Genomic DNA, 17,646 nt, shown 5'->3' on the forward strand with positions numbered 1-17,646 from the left:
ACGCCCGGTCACATTCCGAACCCGGAAGCTAAGCCCTCCAGCGCCGATGGTACTGCACTCGGGAGGGTGTGGGAGAGTAGGACACCGCCGGACAATCTTTCCAGTCGAGGGCCGCCCCAGCAGGGTCGGCCCTCGACTGCGTTAGCGTCTTTGGTGACGCATTCAGGAAGGATGTACCCGTGAGTTCAGGACCGCAGGGCGGGGATCGCCCCCGTCGTTACGAGGACCGCGCCGAGCGCGGGCAGGGGCGCGGTGACGCCCGCCGCGACGACCGACCCTCGTACCGGGGCGGCCGCGACGACCGTCCGCGCGGCGGTGACCGTCACGAGGGCGGCTTCCGCTCGGGCCCCCGCGAAGGCGGTCCCCGGGACGGCGAGCGCCGTGAATCCGGCTTCCGCGCCGGCCCGCGCGAGGGTGGCTTCCGCCGCGACGACAACCGTGACGCTGGTTCGCGCTCAGGGGGCGCCGGCTCCCGCGGCAGCGACCGGGATGCTGGTTCCCGGAGCGGCGACCGACGCGAGGGTGGTTTCCGGCGCGACGACCGCGAGGGTGGCTTCCGAGGTGGCGACCGCCGGGAGGGCTTCCGGTCGGGCCCGCGTGAGGGTGGCTTCCGTCGCGAGGAGCGGCGTGAGGGCGGCTCCGGTGGCGGCGAGCGGCGCGAAGGCGGTTTCGGCGGCGGCGAGCGACGCGAGGGTTTCCGCCGCGATGACGCCGGGGTCCGTGGCGGGGACCGCCGTGAGGGTGGTTTCCGGCGGGACGACCGTGAGGGCGGCTTCCGGGGCGGTGACCGCCGTGACGGTGGCTTCCGTGGCGGCGAGCAGCGGGAGGGCTTCCGCCGGGACGACCGTGCGGGTGGTTTCCGTGGCGGCGACCGGCGGGAGGGCGGCTTCCGCCGCGACGACCGTGAGGGCGGTTTCCGGCGCGATGGCGCGGGTCCGCGTGAGGGTGGCTTCCGTCGCGAGGAGCGGCCTGAGGGTGGCTCCGGTGGCGGCGAGCGGCGTGAGGGTGGCTTCGGCGGCGGCGAGCGGCGTGAGGGCTTCCGCCGCGACGACCGTGCGGGTGGCTTCCGGCGCGATGGCGCGGGTTCGCGTGAGGGCGGTTTCCGGCGCGATGGCGCGGGTTCGCGTGAGGGCGGTTTCCGCCGCGATGGCGCGGGTTCGCGTGAGGGCGGTTTCCGCCGTGATGGCGCGGGTTCGCGTGAGGGCGGTTTCCGCCGTGATGGCGCGGGTTCGCGTGAGGGTGGCTTCCGCCGCGATGACGCCGGGGTCCGTGGCGGGGACCGCCGTGAGGGTGGTTTCCGGCGGGACGACCGCGAGGGCGGCTTCCGGGGCGGTGACCGCCGTGACGGTGGCTTCCGTGGCGGCGAGCAGCGGGAGGGCTTCCGCCGGGACGACCGTGCGGGTGGTTTCCGTGGCGGCGACCGGCGTGAGGGCGGCTTCCGCCGCGACGACCGTGAGGGCGGTTTCCGGCGCGATGGCGCGGGTCCGCGTGAGGGTGGCTCCGGTGGCGGCGAGCGGCGTGAGGGTGGCTTCGGCGGCGAGCGGCGTGAGGGCTTCCGCCGCGACGACCGTGCGGGTGGCTTCCGGCGCGACGACAGCCGCTCGGGTGGTTTCCGGGGCGGCCGGGAGCGTACCGAGCGGGACGGGGACCGCCGAGGCTTCGGCGAGCGCGGTCGGGAGGACCGCCGGCCGGGCGGCCACGGCCCGCAGGGGGATCGTCGGGACGACCGGCGGGAGCGCGTCGAGGGACGCGAGACCGAGCGGGCTTTCGCGCCGGCGCTGCCGGACGAAGTGGTCGCCAGCGACCTCGATTCCACCGTCCGGGCCGAGCTGCTGTCGCTGGCCAAGCCGGTGGCGGAGACCGTCGCCCGGCACCTGGTCGCGACCGGCCTGCTGATCGACGAGGACCCGGCGGAGGCGCTCGCGCACGCGCTGGCCGCTCGGCGGCTCGCCGCGCGGATCGCCGCGGTCCGGGAGGCGGTCGGGCTGGCCGCGTACCACGCCGGCGAGTGGCAGACCGGCATCGCCGAGCTGCGCACGTACCACCGGATGAGCGGCTTGCAGAGCCACTTGGCGGTGCTGGCCGACTGCGAGCGGGCGCTGGGCCGGCCGGAGCGGGCGGTCGACCTGTTCCGCGGCGCGGACCGGGAGAAGCTCGACCAGCCCGTCGCGATCGAACTGCTGATCGTCGCCGCCGGGGCCCGGGGTGACCTCGGGCAGAAGGACGCGGCTGTGGCGATGCTGCAGGTCCCCGAGCTGACCACCGACTCGTCAGAGCCGTGGGCGGCGCGGCTGCGCTACGCGTACGCGGACGCGCTGCTGGCCGTGGGCCGGCGTGCGGAAGCGCGGGAGTGGTTCTCCCGGGCCGCCGACGTGGATGCCGAGGGCGAGACCGACGCCGCCGAGCGGCTGCTCGAACTCGACGGCGTGGTGATCGAGGGCGACGACGAGGAGGATGACGACCTCGACGCGGTGGACGACGAGCCGGAGGATGACGCGCGCGCGGGCCACCGCGACGAGTCTGCCGACCTCGAGGACGGCGATGACGTGCCGGCCGGGTACCGCGACCGGGACGGTACGGACCTCGGCGACGATGAACTGACCGACGCCGACGCGGGCTCGCTGGCCGCCGATGTCCGCGCCGACGCGCCGGCCGAGGTCGCGGACGCCGAGCGGAGCGGGGACGACACGCCGATCACTGCGGACGAGGCTCCGGCCGTCGCGGACGGCGATGCCGCGCCGGACCGCGAGGTGGAGGCGGACCGCCGGTGACCACGAGCGCCGGGGAACGGCTGGTCGACGGGTACGCCCTGGTCGTCTTCGACCTGGACGGGGTGATCTATCTGATCGACCGGCCGATCCCCGGCGCGGTGGAGGCGGTCGGCCGGCTGCACGCCGAGGGCCGGGCGGTCGCGTACGCGACCAACAACGCCTCCCGTCGCTCCAGTGAGGTGGCGGACCTGCTCACCGGCATGGGCGTACCGGCCCGGCCGGAGGAGGTGCTCACCTCGGCCGCCGCCACCGCCGCGTTGCTGCGCGACCGGCTGCCGGCCGGGGCGCCGGTGCTGGTCGTCGGGGCGGAGGCGCTGCGGGCGGAGTTGCGTGCCGTCGGACTGCGCCCGGTGTCGACGGTCGACGAGCAGCCCGCCGCCGTCGCCCAGGGCTACGGCCCGGAGGTCGGCTGGGTCGACCTGGCTGAGGCGTCCCTGGCGGTGCGGGCGGGTGCGCTCTGGTACGCGACGAACACCGACCGGACGTTGCCCAGCCCGCGCGGCCCGCTGCCCGGCAACGGTTCCCTGGTCGCGGTGCTGCGGACCGCGTTGGGGCGGGACCCGGACGTGGTGGTGGGCAAGCCGGAACCGGCGCTGTTCGCCACCGCCGCCCGTCGGGCCGGTGCGGGGCGGACCCTGGTGGTCGGCGACCGTCTGGACACCGACATCGAGGGCGCCCGGCGGGCCGGCCTGGACAGTCTGCTGGTGCTCACCGGCGTCAGCGACGTACCCGAGCTGCTGGCTGCGCCCGAGCGGCACCGGCCGACGTACGTCTCGGTCGATCTGGCCGGGTTGTTCGACCCGGCGGCGGTGGTGCGGGTGCCGGGTACGCCCGACGCCGGCGGTTGGTCGGTGACCGTAACCGACGGCGGGCTGGCCCTCGACGGTGCGGGACGTCTGCTCGACGCGCTCGCCGCGCTCTGCGCGGTGGCCTGGTCGACGGCGGCCGACCCGCGGGTGCGGCCGGACTCCCCGGCGGCGGTGGACGCCCTCGCCGTGCTGGGCCTGCCCGGCTGACCGACCCCGCAGTGGGTCAGATCAGCTTGCGCAGCTTCATCAGGTCGAACGGGTTCGCCTTGATGGACACCCGGCGGGCGGCCAATGCCTTGGCCATGTCGAGCTGGCCGTGGACCAGTGCGACCAGGTCGTCGCTGCTGGTGCTGAGTGCGATCTTGGCGTTCGGGTCGTCGCCGTCGGTCAGGTCGACCAGCCGGCCCCCATCGAGGCGGCCGTGGAACGCCGTGTCCAGATCGGTGATCCGGCAGGCCAGGGTGCGCTCCAGGTCGACCCGGCCCTGCGCCTCGGCGTGCCGGTCCAGCCGGGCGGCCAGCTCCTGCAACGCCTGTCGGCACTCGTCCACGCTGGCCACATCGTCTCCTCACCACGCGCCACGCCGTACCCTCGGCACCGTACCGCAATGGGGTGTCCGGGGTGCCCGGTAGCGTGACACCAGCACACCCGCCCCGCGGAAGGATTCAGGCATGCAGGACGCGTGGCGCGCCTATCTCGAGCTGGCCATGGGCCTGACGGAGGCGCCCCGGAAGAAGGCCCAGGACGCCGTGCGACGCGTTGTCGACCAGGGGGGCACGACTGCGGCCCAGCTCCAGTCGCTCGCCGAGGAGCTCGTCTCCACCAGCATGGCGAATCGGGAGGCGTTGACCAAGCTGATCCGCTTCGAGGTGGACCGGGCGCTGGGCGCGGTCGGGCTGGCCACCGCCGACGAGGTCGCCGAGCTGACCCGCCGGGTGCGCGAGCTGGAACGGCAACTGCGCGAGGCGACAGCCACCCCGGCCGACGCCGCGGTGCCGATCGGCCCGGTGCCCGCCTCGACCAAGGCTGTGGTGAAGAAGGCCGTGGCGAAGGCCGCGCGTACCTCGGCCGAGGAGGCGTCGGCCGCCCCGGCCCGGCCGGCGAAGAAGGCCGCCGCCCGCAAGCGGACGACCGGGGGTGCCGAGTCGTGACCGGCTCGTACCGTCCGGGGCCGCCGCCGGCCCCGCGCCCCGGACCGCGGCCGGGTGGTCCCCCCGCGGGAGTGCGGCCGGCGCCCGCGCCGGTCGAGGAGCTCGGCGACACCGTCCGGCATCCGGCGGTGGACGCCGCCGTGCAAGCCATGAACAACGCTGCGGCGCTCTCGCCGGCGGACCAGATCGCCCAGTACGAGGCGGCGTACGAGACGCTGCGCGAGACGCTGGCCAGCATCGACCAGACCTGATCGACCGGAGAGAGAACCCCGCATGGCACGTCGTACCCGACTCGATGCCGAACTCGTCCGTCGCGGTCTGGCCCGGTCCCGCGAGCAGGCGGCCGCGCTGGTGGAGGCCGGCCGCGTCCAGCTACGCGGAGTGCCCGCCCGCAAAGCCGCGGCGATGGTCGACCCGGCCGACCCGCTGCTGGTCACCGGCGCGGATCCCGCCACGGAATACGTCTCACGGGGCGGGCACAAGCTGGCCGGTGCGCTCACCGCGTTCGCAGCCGGCGGGCTGGCCGTGGCCGGCCGGCGCTGCCTGGACGCCGGCGCCTCCACCGGCGGATTCACCGACGTCTTGCTGCGCGCCGGGGCCGCTGAGGTGGTGGCGGTCGACGTCGGCTACGGCCAGTTGGCCTGGCCGCTGCGCACCGACGAGCGGGTGCACGTCTTCGAGCGCACCAACGTGCGTACTCTCACCCCGGAAGTCGTCGGCGGCGCGGTCGACCTGACGGTGGCCGACCTGTCGTTCATCTCGCTGCGGCTGGTGCTGCCGGCGTTGGCCGGCTGCACGAAGCCGGACGGCGACCTGGCGCTGATGGTCAAGCCGCAGTTCGAGGTGGGCAAGGAGCGGGTCGGTGCGGGCGGGGTGGTCCGCGACCCGGCGCTGCGCGCCGAGGCGGTGCTCGATGTGGCCGCCGCGGCGGCACAGCTCGGCCTGGGGCTGGCCGATGTGGCCGCCAGCCCGCTGCCGGGGCCGAGTGGCAACGTCGAGTTCTTCGTATGGTTACGCCGGGACGCGCCGGCCGCGGACCCCGAGCGGGTACGCGCGGTGGTGGCCGCGGGCCCGCAGGGCTTCCCGGCCCCGGCCGACGCGGCGGGTTCCGCGAGCGAGGAGGTGCCCGGGTGAGCCGGACCGCTCTGCTGGTGACGCACACCGGCCGTCGACGCAGCACCGAGCACGCGCGGGCGGTGGCGGCCGACCTCATCGCGGCCGGCTTCGAGGTGCGGGTGGTGGCGGAGGAGGCCGACGACCTGGACCTGCCCGGGGTGGTGCCGGTGACCGGCCTGAAGGCCGCCGAGGACGCCGAGATCGTCTTCGCCCTCGGCGGGGACGGCACGTTCCTGCGCGCCGCCGAGTTGGCGCGGCCGGCGAAGGCGCCACTGCTCGGGATCAACCTAGGCAAGGTCGGTTTCCTCGCCGAGGCGGAGATCGACGACCTGGACAGCGCGGTACGCGACGTGGTCGGGCGCAACTACACCGTGGACGAACGGCTCACCCTCGACGTGACCGCCGAGTTCGACGGTGGCCCGATGATCGAGTCGTGGGCGTTGAACGAGATCAGCGTGGAGAAGGGCGTGCGCGCCCAGATGCTCGAACTGCTGGTCGACGTGGACGGTCGGCCGTTGTCCCGGTACGGCTGCGACGGCGTGGTCTGCGCGACCCCGACCGGCTCCACCGCGTACGCGTTCTCCGGCGGCGGGCCGGTGGTCTGGCCGGAGGTGGAGGCGCTGCTGCTGGTGCCGATCAGTGCGCACGCGCTGTTCAGCCGTCCGTTGGTGACCGCGCCGACGTCCACCTTCGCGATCACGGTGGACCCGTTCACCACCCTCGCGGTGCTGAGCTGCGACGGTCGGCGGGTGTATGACCTGCCTCCGGGCGCCCGGGTCACGGTGCGCCGGGGTGCGCTGCCGGTGCGGATCGTCCGGCTTCGGGCGCGCCCGTTCACCGACCGGCTGGTGGCCAAGTTCGACCTGCCCGTGCAGGGCTGGCGCGGCAGTCGCCGCTGAGTCTGCGGTCAGCGTACGGGGCCGTCGGGCCGACCCGGCCTCGACGGTTCGGGGTACCCGCGCCGGGCGGTGACCGGGTTACGGTAGGGGCCTCCTTCGACGACGGCGCACCGCGTGTTCGGCGTACCACGCCTCAGCCGCGACGGCGTGACGGTTCCGCCCTGCGGCGGGATCGGTCGCCCGGGCCGTCGACGAGGCCGGGGTAGCACCGTCGTACGGGCGGTCACCGGGGCGTACGGGCTGCGTTGAGGTGGAGTCCGGGCGGGGCGGTGAGGCCCGTGTCCGCCCGGGCGCGCGGCCCGGCGGTCGTGGCACCGGCCAGGGGGTGGTCGGGACCACGACGGTCGGGGTGTCGGACGAGTCGCGGCCGGCCGCGGCGGGCGGACCGGCGGGCCGCACCCTGGCTGGGTGTCGACCCCGGTCAGGGTCGTCGGGTCGACGAGCCGCCGCCGGAGGAAGCGGCGGTTCACGAGCCGAGCGGCGAGGCGGGCGTCCGGCACCCCGGCATCCACCGGACCAGGGCCGGTTCGTCCGGTGGCCCGGGCGGGGTGGGGTGTCGCCGCCCGCGCCGGCTGGTCAACTGTCGGGGCCCGCGTCTAGTGTCGGTTGCTGTGCTGGAAGAGCTGCGCATCACCGGACTGGGCGTCATCGAGGACACCACGCTGCCGTTGACCGGCGGGATGAACGTCATCACCGGGGAGACCGGTGCGGGCAAGACCATGGTGGTGACCGGCCTCGGTCTGCTCTTCGGCGGCCGGGCGGACGCCGGCCGGGTGCGGGCCCAACCGGGTCGTGCGGTGGTGGAGGGGCGGCTGCGCCTGCACGGCCGGGTGGCCGGGACGGTGACCGCCCGGATCACCGACGCCGGCGGCGAGGCGGACGAGGACGGTTCGCTGCTGCTCAGCCGTACGGTCACCGTCGAGGGGCGCTCCCGGGCGCACCTGGGCGGCCGGGGCATGCCGGTGTCGATGCTGGGCGAGGTCGGCGAGCAGGTGGTGGCCGTGCACGGCCAGTCCGACCAGCTGCGCCTGCTGCGCCCGGCCGAGCAGCGGGCCGCGCTCGACCGGTTCGCCGGCCCCGAGCACGAGAAGTTGCTCGACGCGTTGCGCGAGGCGCACACGCGGTGGCGGGTGGTGGTCGACGACCTGGCCGATCGGCGGCGCAACGCCCGTGAGCGCAACCAGGAGGCGGACCTGCTCCGGCTCGGCCTTGACGAGATCACCCGGGTCGACCCGCAGCCCGGCGAGGACGACGAGCTGAGGGTGGAGGCGCGGCGGCTGGAGCACGCCGAGGGGCTACGTACGGCGGCGCAGCTGGCCCAGCAGTGCGTGGCCGGCGGCGTGGAGGCGGCCGACGACACCCCCGACGCCGCCGCCCTGCTCGGCACCGCCCGGCGCGCCCTCGAGGCGCAGGCCGGCACGGATCCGGTGCTCGGTGAGCTGGCGGGGCGGCTGGAGGAGGCGGCCACCCTGGTGGCCGACGTGTCCGCGGAGCTGTCGGCCTACCTCGCCGGGCTGGACGCCGACCCGGCCCGCCTGCAGGCGGTCTACGAGCGACGGGCCGCGCTGCGCGGGCTCACCCGCAAGTACGCCGACGACGTCGACGGGGTGATCGCCTGGGCCGAGCGGGCGCGCACCCGGCTGTCTGACCTGGATACCTCCGACGACCTGCTCGACGAGCTGGACCGGGAGGCGTCCCGGCTGGCCGCGGAGGTGGCCGAGCTGGCCGGCCGGGTCTCGACCTCGCGTCAGGAGGCCGCGGGCCGCTTCGCCGAGCAGGTCACCGTCGAGCTGGCCGGGCTGGCGATGCCGCACGCCCGGATCGAGGTGGCGGTGCTGCCGCGTCCGGTCGGGCGGGCCGAGCCGAGCCTTCCGGTCAACGGGGTCGAGGCCGGGGTCGGCCCGGACGGCGCCGACGAGGTGGAGCTGCGGCTGCTGGCTCACCCGGGCGCTCCCGCGTTGCCGTTGCAGCGGGGCGCGTCCGGCGGCGAACTGTCCCGGGTGATGCTCGCCATCGAGGTGGTTTTCGCCGGGTCCGGCGGGCCGCCCACGCTGGTCTTCGACGAGGTCGACGCCGGGGTCGGCGGGCAGGCGGCGGTGGAGATCGGCCGGCGGCTGGCCCGGCTGGCCCGCAGCCACCAGGTCCTGGTGGTCACCCACCTGCCGCAGGTCGCCGCGTTCGCCGACCGTCACCTGGTGGTGGCGAAGGACACCGGGGGAGCGGTGACCACCAGCGGGGTCCGGGTGGTGGAGGACACTGAGCGGGCCCGGGAGCTGGCCCGGATGCTCGCGGGTTTGCCGGATTCCGACCTGGGTATCGCGCATGCCGAGGAACTCCTGGCCGTGGCGGCCAAGGAAAGGCGTCCGTGATTCCGGTTTTGTGACGGCAAGCACACCGGCTTGCGCCCGGGTGTGCTTCCCTGGGTAGGCGGCCCTGCTCAGGCATGTCGCGACGGCAAGGCATGTCGCGACAGCAAAACCTGCCTCACATGCCAGGATGGTCACGATGCGTCTTCCCACGTTGCGCCGGACCCGGAACGCGGAACCGGGTTCGATCCTCGGCACCGCGCGCCTCGACCGCCGGACGAAGCGGCTGGTCGGCCGGCTCCGGCCCGGGGACATCGCGGTCATCGACCACGTCGACCTGGACCGGGTGGCGGCCGATTCGCTGGTCGCGGTCGGGGTCGCCGCGGTGCTCAACGCCAAGCCATCGGTCTCCGGGCGCTATCCGAACCTCGGCCCCGAGGTGCTGATCTCCGCCGGCATCCCACTCCTGGACGACCTCGGCGAGGGCGTCTTCGAGCAGATCCGGGAGGGCGACGTCGTCCGGATCGAGGGCAACACCGTCTACGTCGGCGACGAGCCGGTCGCGCACGGCGCCCTGCAGGACACCGAGACGGTGGCCAAGTCGATGGCCGACGCCCGGGAGGGGCTGTCGGTCCAGTTGGAGGCGTTCGCCGCCAACACCATGGACTACCTCAAGCAGGAGCGTGACCTGCTGCTCGACGGCGTCGGCGTGCCGGAGATCCAGACCCAGATCCAGGGCCGGCACTGCCTGATCGTGGTCCGCGGTTACGACTACAAGGCCGATCTGGACGTGCTGCGCCCCTACATCCGGGAGTTCAAGCCCGTGCTGATCGGCGTGGACGGCGGCGCGGACGCGCTGGTCGAGGCCGGCTACACCCCCGACATGATCATCGGCGACATGGACTCGGTCACCGACGACGTGCTGCGCTGCGGCGCCGAGGTGGTCGTGCATGCCTACCCGGACGGCCGGGCCCCGGGCCTGGCCCGGGTGGAGGGCCTCGGCGTGCCGGCGATCACCTTCCCGGCCGCCGCCACCAGCGAGGATCTGGCCATGCTGCTGGCCGACGAGAAGGGCGCCTCCATGCTGGTGGCCGTCGGCACCCATGCCACCCTGGTGGAGTTCCTCGACAAGGGCCGGGGCGGCATGGCCTCGACCTTCCTGACCCGGTTGAAGGTGGGCGGCAAACTGGTCGACGCCAAGGGCGTGAGCCGGCTCTACCGACAGGGCATCTCCGGTTCCTCTCTGCTTCTGCTGGTCCTCTCGGCGGTGGCCGCGATGGCCTCCGCGGTGGCGGTCTCCACCGTCGGGAAGGCGTATCTGGGCGTGATCTCCGAATGGTGGGACAATTTCGTGTTCCAGCTCGGCCAGCTCTTCTGACCCCCCGACCGATCAAGAGGCTGCAAGCGTGATCAACTTCCGCTACCACGTGGTGTCCCTGACCGCGGTCTTCCTGGCCTTGGCGATCGGCCTGGTGGTCGGCACGGCCGCCCTCAACGGGCCGGTCGCCGACTCGCTCAAGGAGACCGTCAACGGGCTGCGCAAGGACAACCAGCAGATGCGCCAGACGGTCAACAGCATGCAGAAGGAACTGGACCAGGAGGAGGAGTTCGCCGCCGGGATGGCGCAGCTCATGCTCCCCGGCAAGCTGGCCGGCCGGCGGGTGCTGGTGCTCAGCCTGCCCAGCGGTCGCGACCACACCGAGGGCGTGGTGAAGATGCTCCAGCTCGCCGGGGCCAACGTCACCGGCCGGGTCGACGTCCAGGACAAGTTCATCAACCCGGACGGCACCAACAACAGCAACCTGCTTGAGCTGGCCGTCACCGCCTCCCACCCGAACAGCGTCTCCACCAACCTGCCGGGCAACGGGCACGGCGTGGAGACCTCCAGCGCGCTGCTGGCCAGCGTCCTGCTGGACCGGCCGCAGGGCACCGCGACGGTCACCGACGGGGACCGCCGGACGGTGCTGCAGGCGTACACGAACGCCGGGTACCTGACCCTGCAGGACAAGGTCTCCGGGCCCGCCGAGGCGGTCGTGCTGGTCAGCGGGCAGCCGTACGTCGACAAGGACTCGGCGAAGAAGGACGACTCGGTGCTGAAGATCGCCGAGCAGTTCGCGCGTAACGGCGCGATCGTGGTGGGCGGCATGGGCTCGTCGGGGGGCAACGTGGTCGCCGCGGTCCGGGGCGACGCGGTGCTCTCCCAGAGCGTCTCGACCGTCGACGACGCCAACACCGTGCAGGGCCAGCTGGTCACCGCGCTCGCCCTGGTGCAGCTGCTGACCGAGAAGAAAACCGGCCAGTACGGTGTCGGGGACAACGCCTCGGGAGGGCTGCTCCCTAAACTGCCGCAGTGAGCGAGCGTCGCGAGGTGGCGAGCGCGCGCGGCCGGCTGCTGTCCGGCCCGTGGCGCGTGGGGCATGACATCCGGATCGGAGGGGTCGCGTGACCAGGTGGGGTCGGCTGCTTGCCGTCGGCGCGGGGGTGGCCGCCGCCCGCTACGTACTGCGGGAGGTGCGTACCTCCCCAAGCGCGCCGGCGCTGGAGCGCACCAACTTCCGGGGCCGCACGGTCACCCTGGCCGCCGGCCCGGCCCTGGCCGTCGGGGCCGCCACCGCGGGCGCGCTCGGCGCGGGCAGCGCCCCCGCCGGCGCCGCCGCCCTGCTCGCCGGGGTGGGCGCCGGCACGGTCGGGCTGTACGACGACATCGTCGGCGCGCGCCCCGAGCAGAAGACCGCCAAGGGATTCGCCGGGCACCTCGCCGCGCTACGGGAAGGGCGGGTCACCGCCGGGCTCGTCAAGATTGTCGGGGTGGGGGCGGCCGGCCTCGGCGCCGCCGCGCTGCTGGCCGCCGACCGCCGGGTCGCCGCCCATCCCCGCCGGCAGCGGGCCGGCGCCGTCGGCCGTGGGCTCGACGTGCTGCTCGGCGCCGGCGTGGTGGCCGGCACCGCCAACCTGGTCAACCTGCTCGACCTGCGCCCCGGCCGGGCACTGAAAGCGGGCATGCTGCTCGGCGCGCCGCTGTCCGCCGGCCCGTACGGGGGGATCGCCGCGGGCGCGGTCGGCGCCGCCGCCGGGCTGGTCCGCGACGACCTCGACGAGCGGGTGATGCTCGGCGACAGCGGCGCCAACGCGCTCGGCGCGCTACTCGGGGTGAGCCTGGCCGCGCGCACCGGCCCGCTCGGCCGGGCCGGCGTCCTCGCCGTCCTCGCCGCGCTCACCGCCGCCAGTGAGAAGGTCAGCTTCACCCAGGTCATCCAGCGGACCCCAGGGCTGCGGGAGCTCGACGCGCTGGGCCGGCTCGCGGACTGACGTGAACAAACCGGCACCCCTCGCCGGCCGGGTGGCCGGAGCCGCCGCGCTCATCGCCGTGCTCACCGTGGTGAGTCGGCTCGCGGGCTTCGGCCGTGCCGGCGTCTTCACCTGGACGCTCGCCCCCACCGACCTGGGCGGCGCGTACGTGGTGGCGAACAACCTGCCGAACTTCATCTTCGAGATCGTCGCCGGTGGGGCCCTGGCCAGTCTCGTCGTGCCGCTGCTGGCCGGGGCCGTCGAGGCGGGCGACCGGCGGGCCGTGGCGGCCACCACCGGCGCCCTGCTCACCTGGGTGCTGGCCCTGCTGGTGCCCCTCGCCCTGCTGGTCGCGCTGCTCGCGGATCCGTTGGTCTCGCTGCAGGGATCCGGCCTCAGTGAGCTCCAGCGGGAGGTCGGGGCGCGGATGCTGCGGGTGTTCGCCCCCCAGTTGCCGCTGTACGGCGTCGGCATCGTGCTGACCGGGGTGCTCCAGGCGCACCGGCGCTTCGCCTGGCCGGTGATCGCCCCGCTGCTGTCCAGCGTCACCGTCATCGCCGTCTACCTGGGCTTCACCGCAGTCGAGGGGCCGCTGGCCACCGTGGCCCGGGCCGGCCGGGGTGGTGAGCTGCTGCTCTCCGGGGGCACCACGCTCGGTGTGGTGGTGCTCTCGTTGTCCCTGCTGATCCCGCTGCGCCGGCTGCGGCTGCCGCTGCGGCCGGGCTTCCGGTTTCCCGCCGAGGCCCGGGCCCGGGTCGGCGCGCTGGCCGTCGCCGGGGTGGTCACCGTCACGGCGCAGCAGATCGCCCTGATGGTGGGGTTGAATCAGGTTTCCTACGGGTCGGAGGCCAGTCCGGGCATCTACAACCTCGCCCAGACGATCTATTTCCTGCCCTGGGCGGTGCTGGCCGTGCCGCTGGCCGTGGCCGCGTACCCGACCCTGGCGGCGGCCCGGGCGGCGGGCGACGAGCGGACCTACCAGCAGACCCTCGCCCCGGCGGTACGCGGGGTGGTGCTGTTCAGCCTGCTCGGCGCCGCCGCGCTGGTCGGTACGGCCGTCCCGGTCGGGCACTTCTTCCTTCCGTCGGACGTCGCCGGTCCGGCCGCGGCCGCCATCGCCGGCTTCGCCCCCGGCCTGGTCGGCTACGGCCTGTTCGCCGTGCTCACCCGGGCCCTGTACGCCCGCGGCGAGACCCGCTCGGCGACCGTCGCCACCGCCGTGGGTTGGCTGACCGTGCCGGTGCTGGCGGTCCTGCTCGGGCGGCTGCTGCCGCTGGCCGACCGGGTGCTGGCGGTGGCTCTGGCCACCTCCGCCGGCATGCTGGTGCTCGGTGCCCTGCTGATCGCCGCCGTGCTGCGCACCGCCGGGCGGGCCGCCCTGGCCGGCTTGGGCCGGGCCGGGGCCGCCGGCCTGCTCGCCGCCGTGGTGGCCGGGCTCGGCGGTGCGGTCACCTCCCGCTGGCTCGCCGGCCTCGGGACCCCGACGGCGGCGCAGGCGCTCCTGCAGGGCATGCTGTCCGGAGCCGTGGTCGGCGCCCTGTTCCTCGCCGTAGCCTGGCTGACCGACGCGCGGGACGTCCGGCCGCTGCTCACCGCCGTGGCCCGTCGCCTCCGGCGACGACCGCGCACCGGCACGCCGGAGGAGCAGCGCCCCACGGGTCGGGGCGACGGGAAGGAGACCGTTACCTCATGACGGACGCCTCGTCGGCGCCGCGGTGGCCTGGCTCGGTGGCCCTGGTGCTCGCCTCCAGCACCGGCGGGGTGGGACAGCACATCCGGTCGGTGGTCCGTGGGCTGACCGCCGCCGGCGTGTCCGTGCTGGTCTGCGGTCCGGCCGCCACCCAGGACCAGTTCGACTTCACCGGGGTGGGCGCCCGGTTCGCGCCGGTGGAGATCCCGGCCAGCCCCACCCCGGCCGACGCGCGGGCCGTCGCCGCGCTGCGTCGGGCGCTCGCCGCCACCAGGGTCGACGTCGTGCACGCGCACGGGCTGCGGGCCGGTCTGGTCGCCGTCCTCGCCCGGCCGGCCGCGCCGCTGGTGGTCACCTGGCACAACGCCGTCCTCTCCGGTGGGCTGCGCGGGCGGCTGTCCCGGCTCGCCGAGCGGATCGTCGCCCGCTCTGCCCGGGTGGCGCTGGGCGCCTCCGGCGACCTGGTGGAGCGGGCCGCCGCGCTGGGCGCGGCCGACGCCCGTCTGGCCCCGGTCGCCGCGCCGACGCTGCCCGCGCCGCGCCGCCGCCGGGCCGCCGTACGGGCCGAGTTCGGGCTCGCCGCCAACCGGCCGCTGATCCTCTCCGTGGGCCGGCTGCACCCGCAGAAGCGGTACGACATCCTGGTCGACGTGGCCGCCCGGTGGCGGAACCGGACTCCGGCGCCGCCGCTGGTGCTGATCGCCGGCAGCGGGCCCGCCTACCTCCAGCTCGCCGCGCGGATCTCGGCTGCCCGGGCGCCGGTGACCCTGCTGGGGCACCGCACCGACGTGGCCGACCTGCTGGCCGGGGCCGACCTGGCCGTGGTGACCAGCGACTGGGAGGCCCGCCAGCTGTTCGCTCAGGAGGCGCTGCGCGCCGGCGTGCCGCTGGTGGCGACCGCCGTGGGCGGGCTGCCGGACCTGGTCGGCGACGGCGCGGTGCTGGTCCCCGCCGGTGACGTCGACGCGATCGACGCGGCGGTCCGCGACCTGCTGGACGACGATTCCCGCCGGGCCGACCTGGCCCACCGGGGCGCCGCCCGGGCCGCGACCTGGCCGACCGAGGCGGACACCGTGGCCGCCCTGGCCGCGCTCTACGCCGAGTTGGCCCCCGAGCCGTCGACGGGGAACCGGTGATGCGCAGACTCATCCCGGTCCTGCTGACCCTGGTCGTGGTGGCCCTCGGCATCACCGCGCTGGCCGCCCGCCCGGGCACCGGCGACCCCGAACGCGGCGCCGACTTCGTGGTGCTGGCCGGGGTGGCCGGGCTGCGCTGGGACGACGTTGACCCGGAGAACACCCCGGCGCTGTGGCGGTTGGCCGAGGAGGGCTCCATCGGCTCCCTCGCGGTGCGCTCCGCGCATCGGCCGACCTGCCCGGTCGACGGCTGGCTGACCCTCGGCGCCGGCAACTTCGCCGCCTGGCCCGGCAGCCGCCCGGCCGGGGGCTGCCCGGCGGCCGGGGTGGCTGTCGAGCAGCCCGACGGGATCGGCGCCTACCTGCCCGATCAGGAGAGCGTTGTCGCGCACAACCAGGACCAGCTCGCCTGGGGCGCGACGCCCGGCGCGCTGTCGGAGTCGGTGCGCTGCTCGGTGGCGGTCGGGCCGGGTGCGGCGGTGGCCGCCGCCCGCCCGTTCGGCCGGGTCGACCGCTACGCGTCGGAGCTGCCCGCCGATCCGGCGGGTCTGCTCGGCTCCTGCGTGCTGAGCATCGTCGACCTGGGCACCGTCGACAGCGCGGATCCGGCCATCCGGGCGGCTCAGGCCCGGCAGGCCGACGCCCAGCTCGCCCGGGTGCTCGCCGCCCGGCCACTCCGTTCGTTGGTCATGGTCGCCGGTGTCTCCGACACGGACACGCCGTCCCGGCTACACGTGGCCGTCGCCAACGGCCCGGGCTGGGAGCGGGGCTGGCTGACGTCGCCGAGCACCACCCGCCAGGGCTACCTGCAACTGGTGGACCTGGCACCCACCGCCCTGGCGGCGTTGGGCCGCCCGATGCCGGACCGGCTCTTCCTCGGCAGCGCGGCGATGCCGGTCGGTGGACGCCCCGCCGACCTGCGTGCTGCGATCGACGTGCCGGCCGACGCGGACCGTGAGGCCGGCGCGCGGCGCCCGGTCGCCGACTGGTTCTTCACCCTGCTCGCCGTTGCCCAGGTGGCCCTCGCCGTGGCGGTCCTGCCGCTGCTGCGTCGGGCCCGCCGGCACGCCGGCCCACACGGGCCCGAACCGGTGTCCCGGCGGGTGGTGGCGGCCGTGGAGTTGCTGCTGATCGCCGCCGCGCTCGCCGTGCCGGCCGCCCTGCTCGCCGGCGCCGCCCCGTGGTGGCGGGGCCAGTACGCGGGCTGGTGGTTCACGGCGGTGACCGTCCTGCTGATCGTCGGGGGCGTCGCCGCCGTCCGGTTCAGCCCCGGGCACGGGCGCACCCTCGGCCCGCTCGGCGCGGTGGCCGGGCTGGCCACCCTGGTGATCGGCGTGGACGTGCTCACCGGCTCCCGGTTGCAGCTCAACGGCGTGATCGGCTATTCCGCCCTGGACGGCGGCCGGTACGCCGGCCTGGGCACGGTCGGTCTGGGCGTGTTCATCGCCGGGTCGCTGCTCTGCGGCGGCTGGCTGGCCCAGCGGGCCCCGCGGGCCTGGCGTCCCGTGGTCATGGTGGTGGTCGGCGGCGCCGCCGTGGTGACGGTGGGCAGCCCGTACCTGGGGGCGGATTCGACCGGCGCGATTGCGCTCACTGCCGGGGTGAGCGTCGCCGCCGCGATCTGCGCCGGTGGCTGGCTGACCATGAGCCGGCTGGCCTGGGCCACCATGGCCGGGCTGGCGCTCACCGTCGGCTTCGCCATGATCGACCTGCGTCGGCCGGAGGCCGACCGGGGCAGTGTGGGGCGGTTCCTCGCCGCGCTGGGCGACGGCACCGGCGGGCTCACCGTGCATCGAGCGAGCACCGCCAACGTCGACACCCTGTTCCACAGCCCGCTCACCGTGCTGGCTCTGGTCGGCGCGGCGCTGGTCTGGCTCGCCCTGCTGCAGCCCTGGGGCGGCCTGATGCGGCTGTTCGGCATCTATCCGGCGATCCGGGCCGCGATGGCCGGCACCGCGGTGGCCGCCGGCATCGGCGGGGTGCTGGGCGGTGCGGCGCTGGACGTGGCCGGGGCGGCGGCCGCCCTGGCGGTGCCGATGGCGGCGCTGGCCGCGCTGCGGGTGCTCGACCATGCCACTGACCGCACCCAGCCCGGCGGGCGGCCCGGTGCCGGGATCGGTTCCAGTACGGCCGGCGGCCCGAGCGGCGGGGGCGGTGGTCCGATGCCCGGCGCCGCCGATTCGGGGATCGCCGGGCGGCCGGCCGACGCCGGTCGGTCCGGGGCTCCGGACGAGCCGGCGGGGCCCGACGGCGGGGACGCGGACGGCCGGACGGAGGCGGAGGCCGCCGAACCCGGTACGGCCGGTCGGCCGGCGTGGGTGCCCGCTCAGGGTGCTCCGGCGGCGGCCGAAATGCCCACCCCTTGAGGGCGGGACCCGGCTTCACGTGCGCCGACGGCGGGTGCGACGCCGATCCGGGGTGGGGAAGGTGTTACCGTGGAATCCCGTGGATCGCATGATCACTCGCTTGATCGGCACGGC

At 75.4% G+C, this 17,646-nt stretch carries 16 protein-coding genes and 1 rRNA gene; 14 read left to right on the plus strand and 3 right to left on the minus strand.

What is annotated here, in order from left to right; genetic code table 11:
• A 5S ribosomal RNA gene (rrf, locus tag AB0C02_RS29600) occupies positions 1 to 93 on the plus strand; the annotation flags it as partial.
• A gap of 92 nt (positions 94 to 185) precedes the next feature.
• Here the strand turns inward: rrf and AB0C02_RS29605 are convergent.
• A complete protein-coding gene (locus AB0C02_RS29605; protein WP_357552421.1) occupies positions 186 to 326 on the minus strand; it encodes a hypothetical protein in 141 nt (46 codons plus the stop codon).
• A gap of 129 nt (positions 327 to 455) precedes the next feature.
• Positions 456 to 1,700 carry a hypothetical protein gene (locus AB0C02_RS29610; protein WP_357552422.1) on the minus strand — a complete coding sequence of 415 codons (1,245 nt, stop codon included), beginning with the start codon at positions 1,698 to 1,700 and terminating at the stop codon, positions 456 to 458.
• Positions 1,701 to 1,832: 132 nt separating this feature from the next.
• Here AB0C02_RS29610 and AB0C02_RS29615 point away from each other — a divergent pair, with 132 nt between their 5' ends.
• Together AB0C02_RS29615 and AB0C02_RS29620 are read left to right on the plus strand one after the other, a co-directional pair.
• Positions 1,833 to 2,771 carry a Replicase polyprotein 1ab gene (locus AB0C02_RS29615; RefSeq protein WP_357552450.1) on the plus strand — a complete coding sequence of 313 codons (939 nt, stop codon included), beginning with the start codon at positions 1,833 to 1,835 and terminating at the stop codon, positions 2,769 to 2,771.
• Positions 2,768 to 3,787 (plus strand): HAD-IIA family hydrolase, encoded by a 1,020-nt coding sequence (locus AB0C02_RS29620; protein WP_357552423.1) that lies wholly within the window; start codon positions 2,768 to 2,770, stop codon positions 3,785 to 3,787. Before AB0C02_RS29615 ends, AB0C02_RS29620 begins: the two co-directional genes overlap by 4 nt.
• Before the next feature lie 16 nt (positions 3,788 to 3,803).
• Here AB0C02_RS29620 and AB0C02_RS29625 read toward each other — a convergent pair whose 3' ends face one another.
• On the minus strand, positions 3,804 to 4,139 hold the full coding sequence (locus AB0C02_RS29625; protein WP_357552424.1) for an SCP2 sterol-binding domain-containing protein: 336 nt from the start codon (positions 4,137 to 4,139) through the stop codon (positions 3,804 to 3,806).
• 112 nt (positions 4,140 to 4,251) lie between these two features.
• On the opposite strand from AB0C02_RS29625, the gene AB0C02_RS29630 reads away from it, so the two are divergent.
• The 11 genes from AB0C02_RS29630 (at position 4,252) to AB0C02_RS29680 (ending at position 17,532) form a co-directional block, all read left to right on the plus strand.
• Positions 4,252 to 4,731 (plus strand): hypothetical protein, encoded by a 480-nt coding sequence (locus AB0C02_RS29630; RefSeq protein ID WP_357552425.1) that lies wholly within the window; start codon positions 4,252 to 4,254, stop codon positions 4,729 to 4,731.
• The gene (locus AB0C02_RS29635) at positions 4,728 to 4,982 is read left to right on the plus strand and encodes a hypothetical protein (RefSeq protein ID WP_357552426.1); all 255 of its coding nucleotides are present in this window, start codon (positions 4,728 to 4,730) and stop codon (positions 4,980 to 4,982) included. Before AB0C02_RS29630 ends, AB0C02_RS29635 begins: the two co-directional genes overlap by 4 nt.
• Positions 4,983 to 5,004: 22 nt before the next feature.
• Complete coding sequence (locus AB0C02_RS29640; protein WP_357552427.1) at positions 5,005 to 5,865, plus strand: TlyA family RNA methyltransferase; 861 nt, start codon at positions 5,005 to 5,007, stop codon at positions 5,863 to 5,865.
• Positions 5,862 to 6,746 (plus strand): NAD kinase, encoded by an 885-nt coding sequence (locus AB0C02_RS29645; RefSeq protein WP_357552428.1) that lies wholly within the window; start codon positions 5,862 to 5,864, stop codon positions 6,744 to 6,746. The genes AB0C02_RS29640 and AB0C02_RS29645 overlap by 4 nt, the downstream gene beginning before the upstream one ends.
• Positions 6,747 to 7,357: 611 nt before the next feature.
• Positions 7,358 to 9,115 carry a DNA repair protein RecN gene (gene recN, locus AB0C02_RS29650; RefSeq protein ID WP_357552429.1) on the plus strand — a complete coding sequence of 586 codons (1,758 nt, stop codon included), beginning with the start codon at positions 7,358 to 7,360 and terminating at the stop codon, positions 9,113 to 9,115.
• A 136-nt stretch (positions 9,116 to 9,251) separates the two neighbouring features.
• Positions 9,252 to 10,430: a putative cytokinetic ring protein SteA gene (gene steA / locus AB0C02_RS29655; protein WP_357552430.1), complete on the plus strand. Its 1,179-nt coding sequence runs from the start codon at positions 9,252 to 9,254 to the stop codon at positions 10,428 to 10,430.
• Positions 10,431 to 10,458: 28 nt separating this feature from the next.
• Positions 10,459 to 11,406, plus strand: a complete 948-nt coding sequence (locus tag AB0C02_RS29660) for a copper transporter (RefSeq protein ID WP_357552431.1) — start codon at positions 10,459 to 10,461, stop codon at positions 11,404 to 11,406.
• An 88-nt stretch (positions 11,407 to 11,494) separates the two neighbouring features.
• Entirely contained in the window at positions 11,495 to 12,361 is an 867-nt protein-coding gene (locus AB0C02_RS29665) for a hypothetical protein (RefSeq protein WP_357552432.1), read from the plus strand.
• 1 nt (position 12,362) lies between these two features.
• Positions 12,363 to 14,033: a lipid II flippase MurJ gene (locus tag AB0C02_RS29670; RefSeq protein WP_357552433.1), complete on the plus strand. Its 1,671-nt coding sequence runs from the start codon at positions 12,363 to 12,365 to the stop codon at positions 14,031 to 14,033.
• A complete protein-coding gene (locus tag AB0C02_RS29675) occupies positions 14,030 to 15,166 on the plus strand; it encodes a glycosyltransferase family 4 protein (RefSeq protein ID WP_357552434.1) in 1,137 nt (378 codons plus the stop codon). The genes AB0C02_RS29670 and AB0C02_RS29675 overlap by 4 nt, the downstream gene beginning before the upstream one ends.
• Positions 15,163 to 17,532: a hypothetical protein gene (locus AB0C02_RS29680; protein WP_357552435.1), complete on the plus strand. Its 2,370-nt coding sequence runs from the start codon at positions 15,163 to 15,165 to the stop codon at positions 17,530 to 17,532. Before AB0C02_RS29675 ends, AB0C02_RS29680 begins: the two co-directional genes overlap by 4 nt.
• Positions 17,533 to 17,646: the final 114 nt, after the last annotated feature.

This window comes from Micromonospora sp. NPDC048999 (assembly GCF_040649295.1).
Taxonomy (GTDB): Bacteria; Actinomycetota; Actinomycetes; order Mycobacteriales; family Micromonosporaceae; genus Micromonospora.

What these genes read in the sequence shown, in the direction of transcription:
- AB0C02_RS29675 (WP_357552434.1), top strand. Translation starts at nt 14,030, where the DNA reads ATGACGGACGCCTCGTCGGCGCCGCGGTGGCCTGGCTCGGTGGCCCTG.
- steA (WP_357552430.1), top strand. Translation starts at nt 9,252, where the DNA reads ATGCGTCTTCCCACGTTGCGCCGGACCCGGAACGCGGAACCGGGTTCG.
- AB0C02_RS29640 (WP_357552427.1), top strand. Translation starts at nt 5,005, where the DNA reads ATGGCACGTCGTACCCGACTCGATGCCGAACTCGTCCGTCGCGGTCTG.
- AB0C02_RS29630 (WP_357552425.1), top strand. Translation starts at nt 4,252, where the DNA reads ATGCAGGACGCGTGGCGCGCCTATCTCGAGCTGGCCATGGGCCTGACG.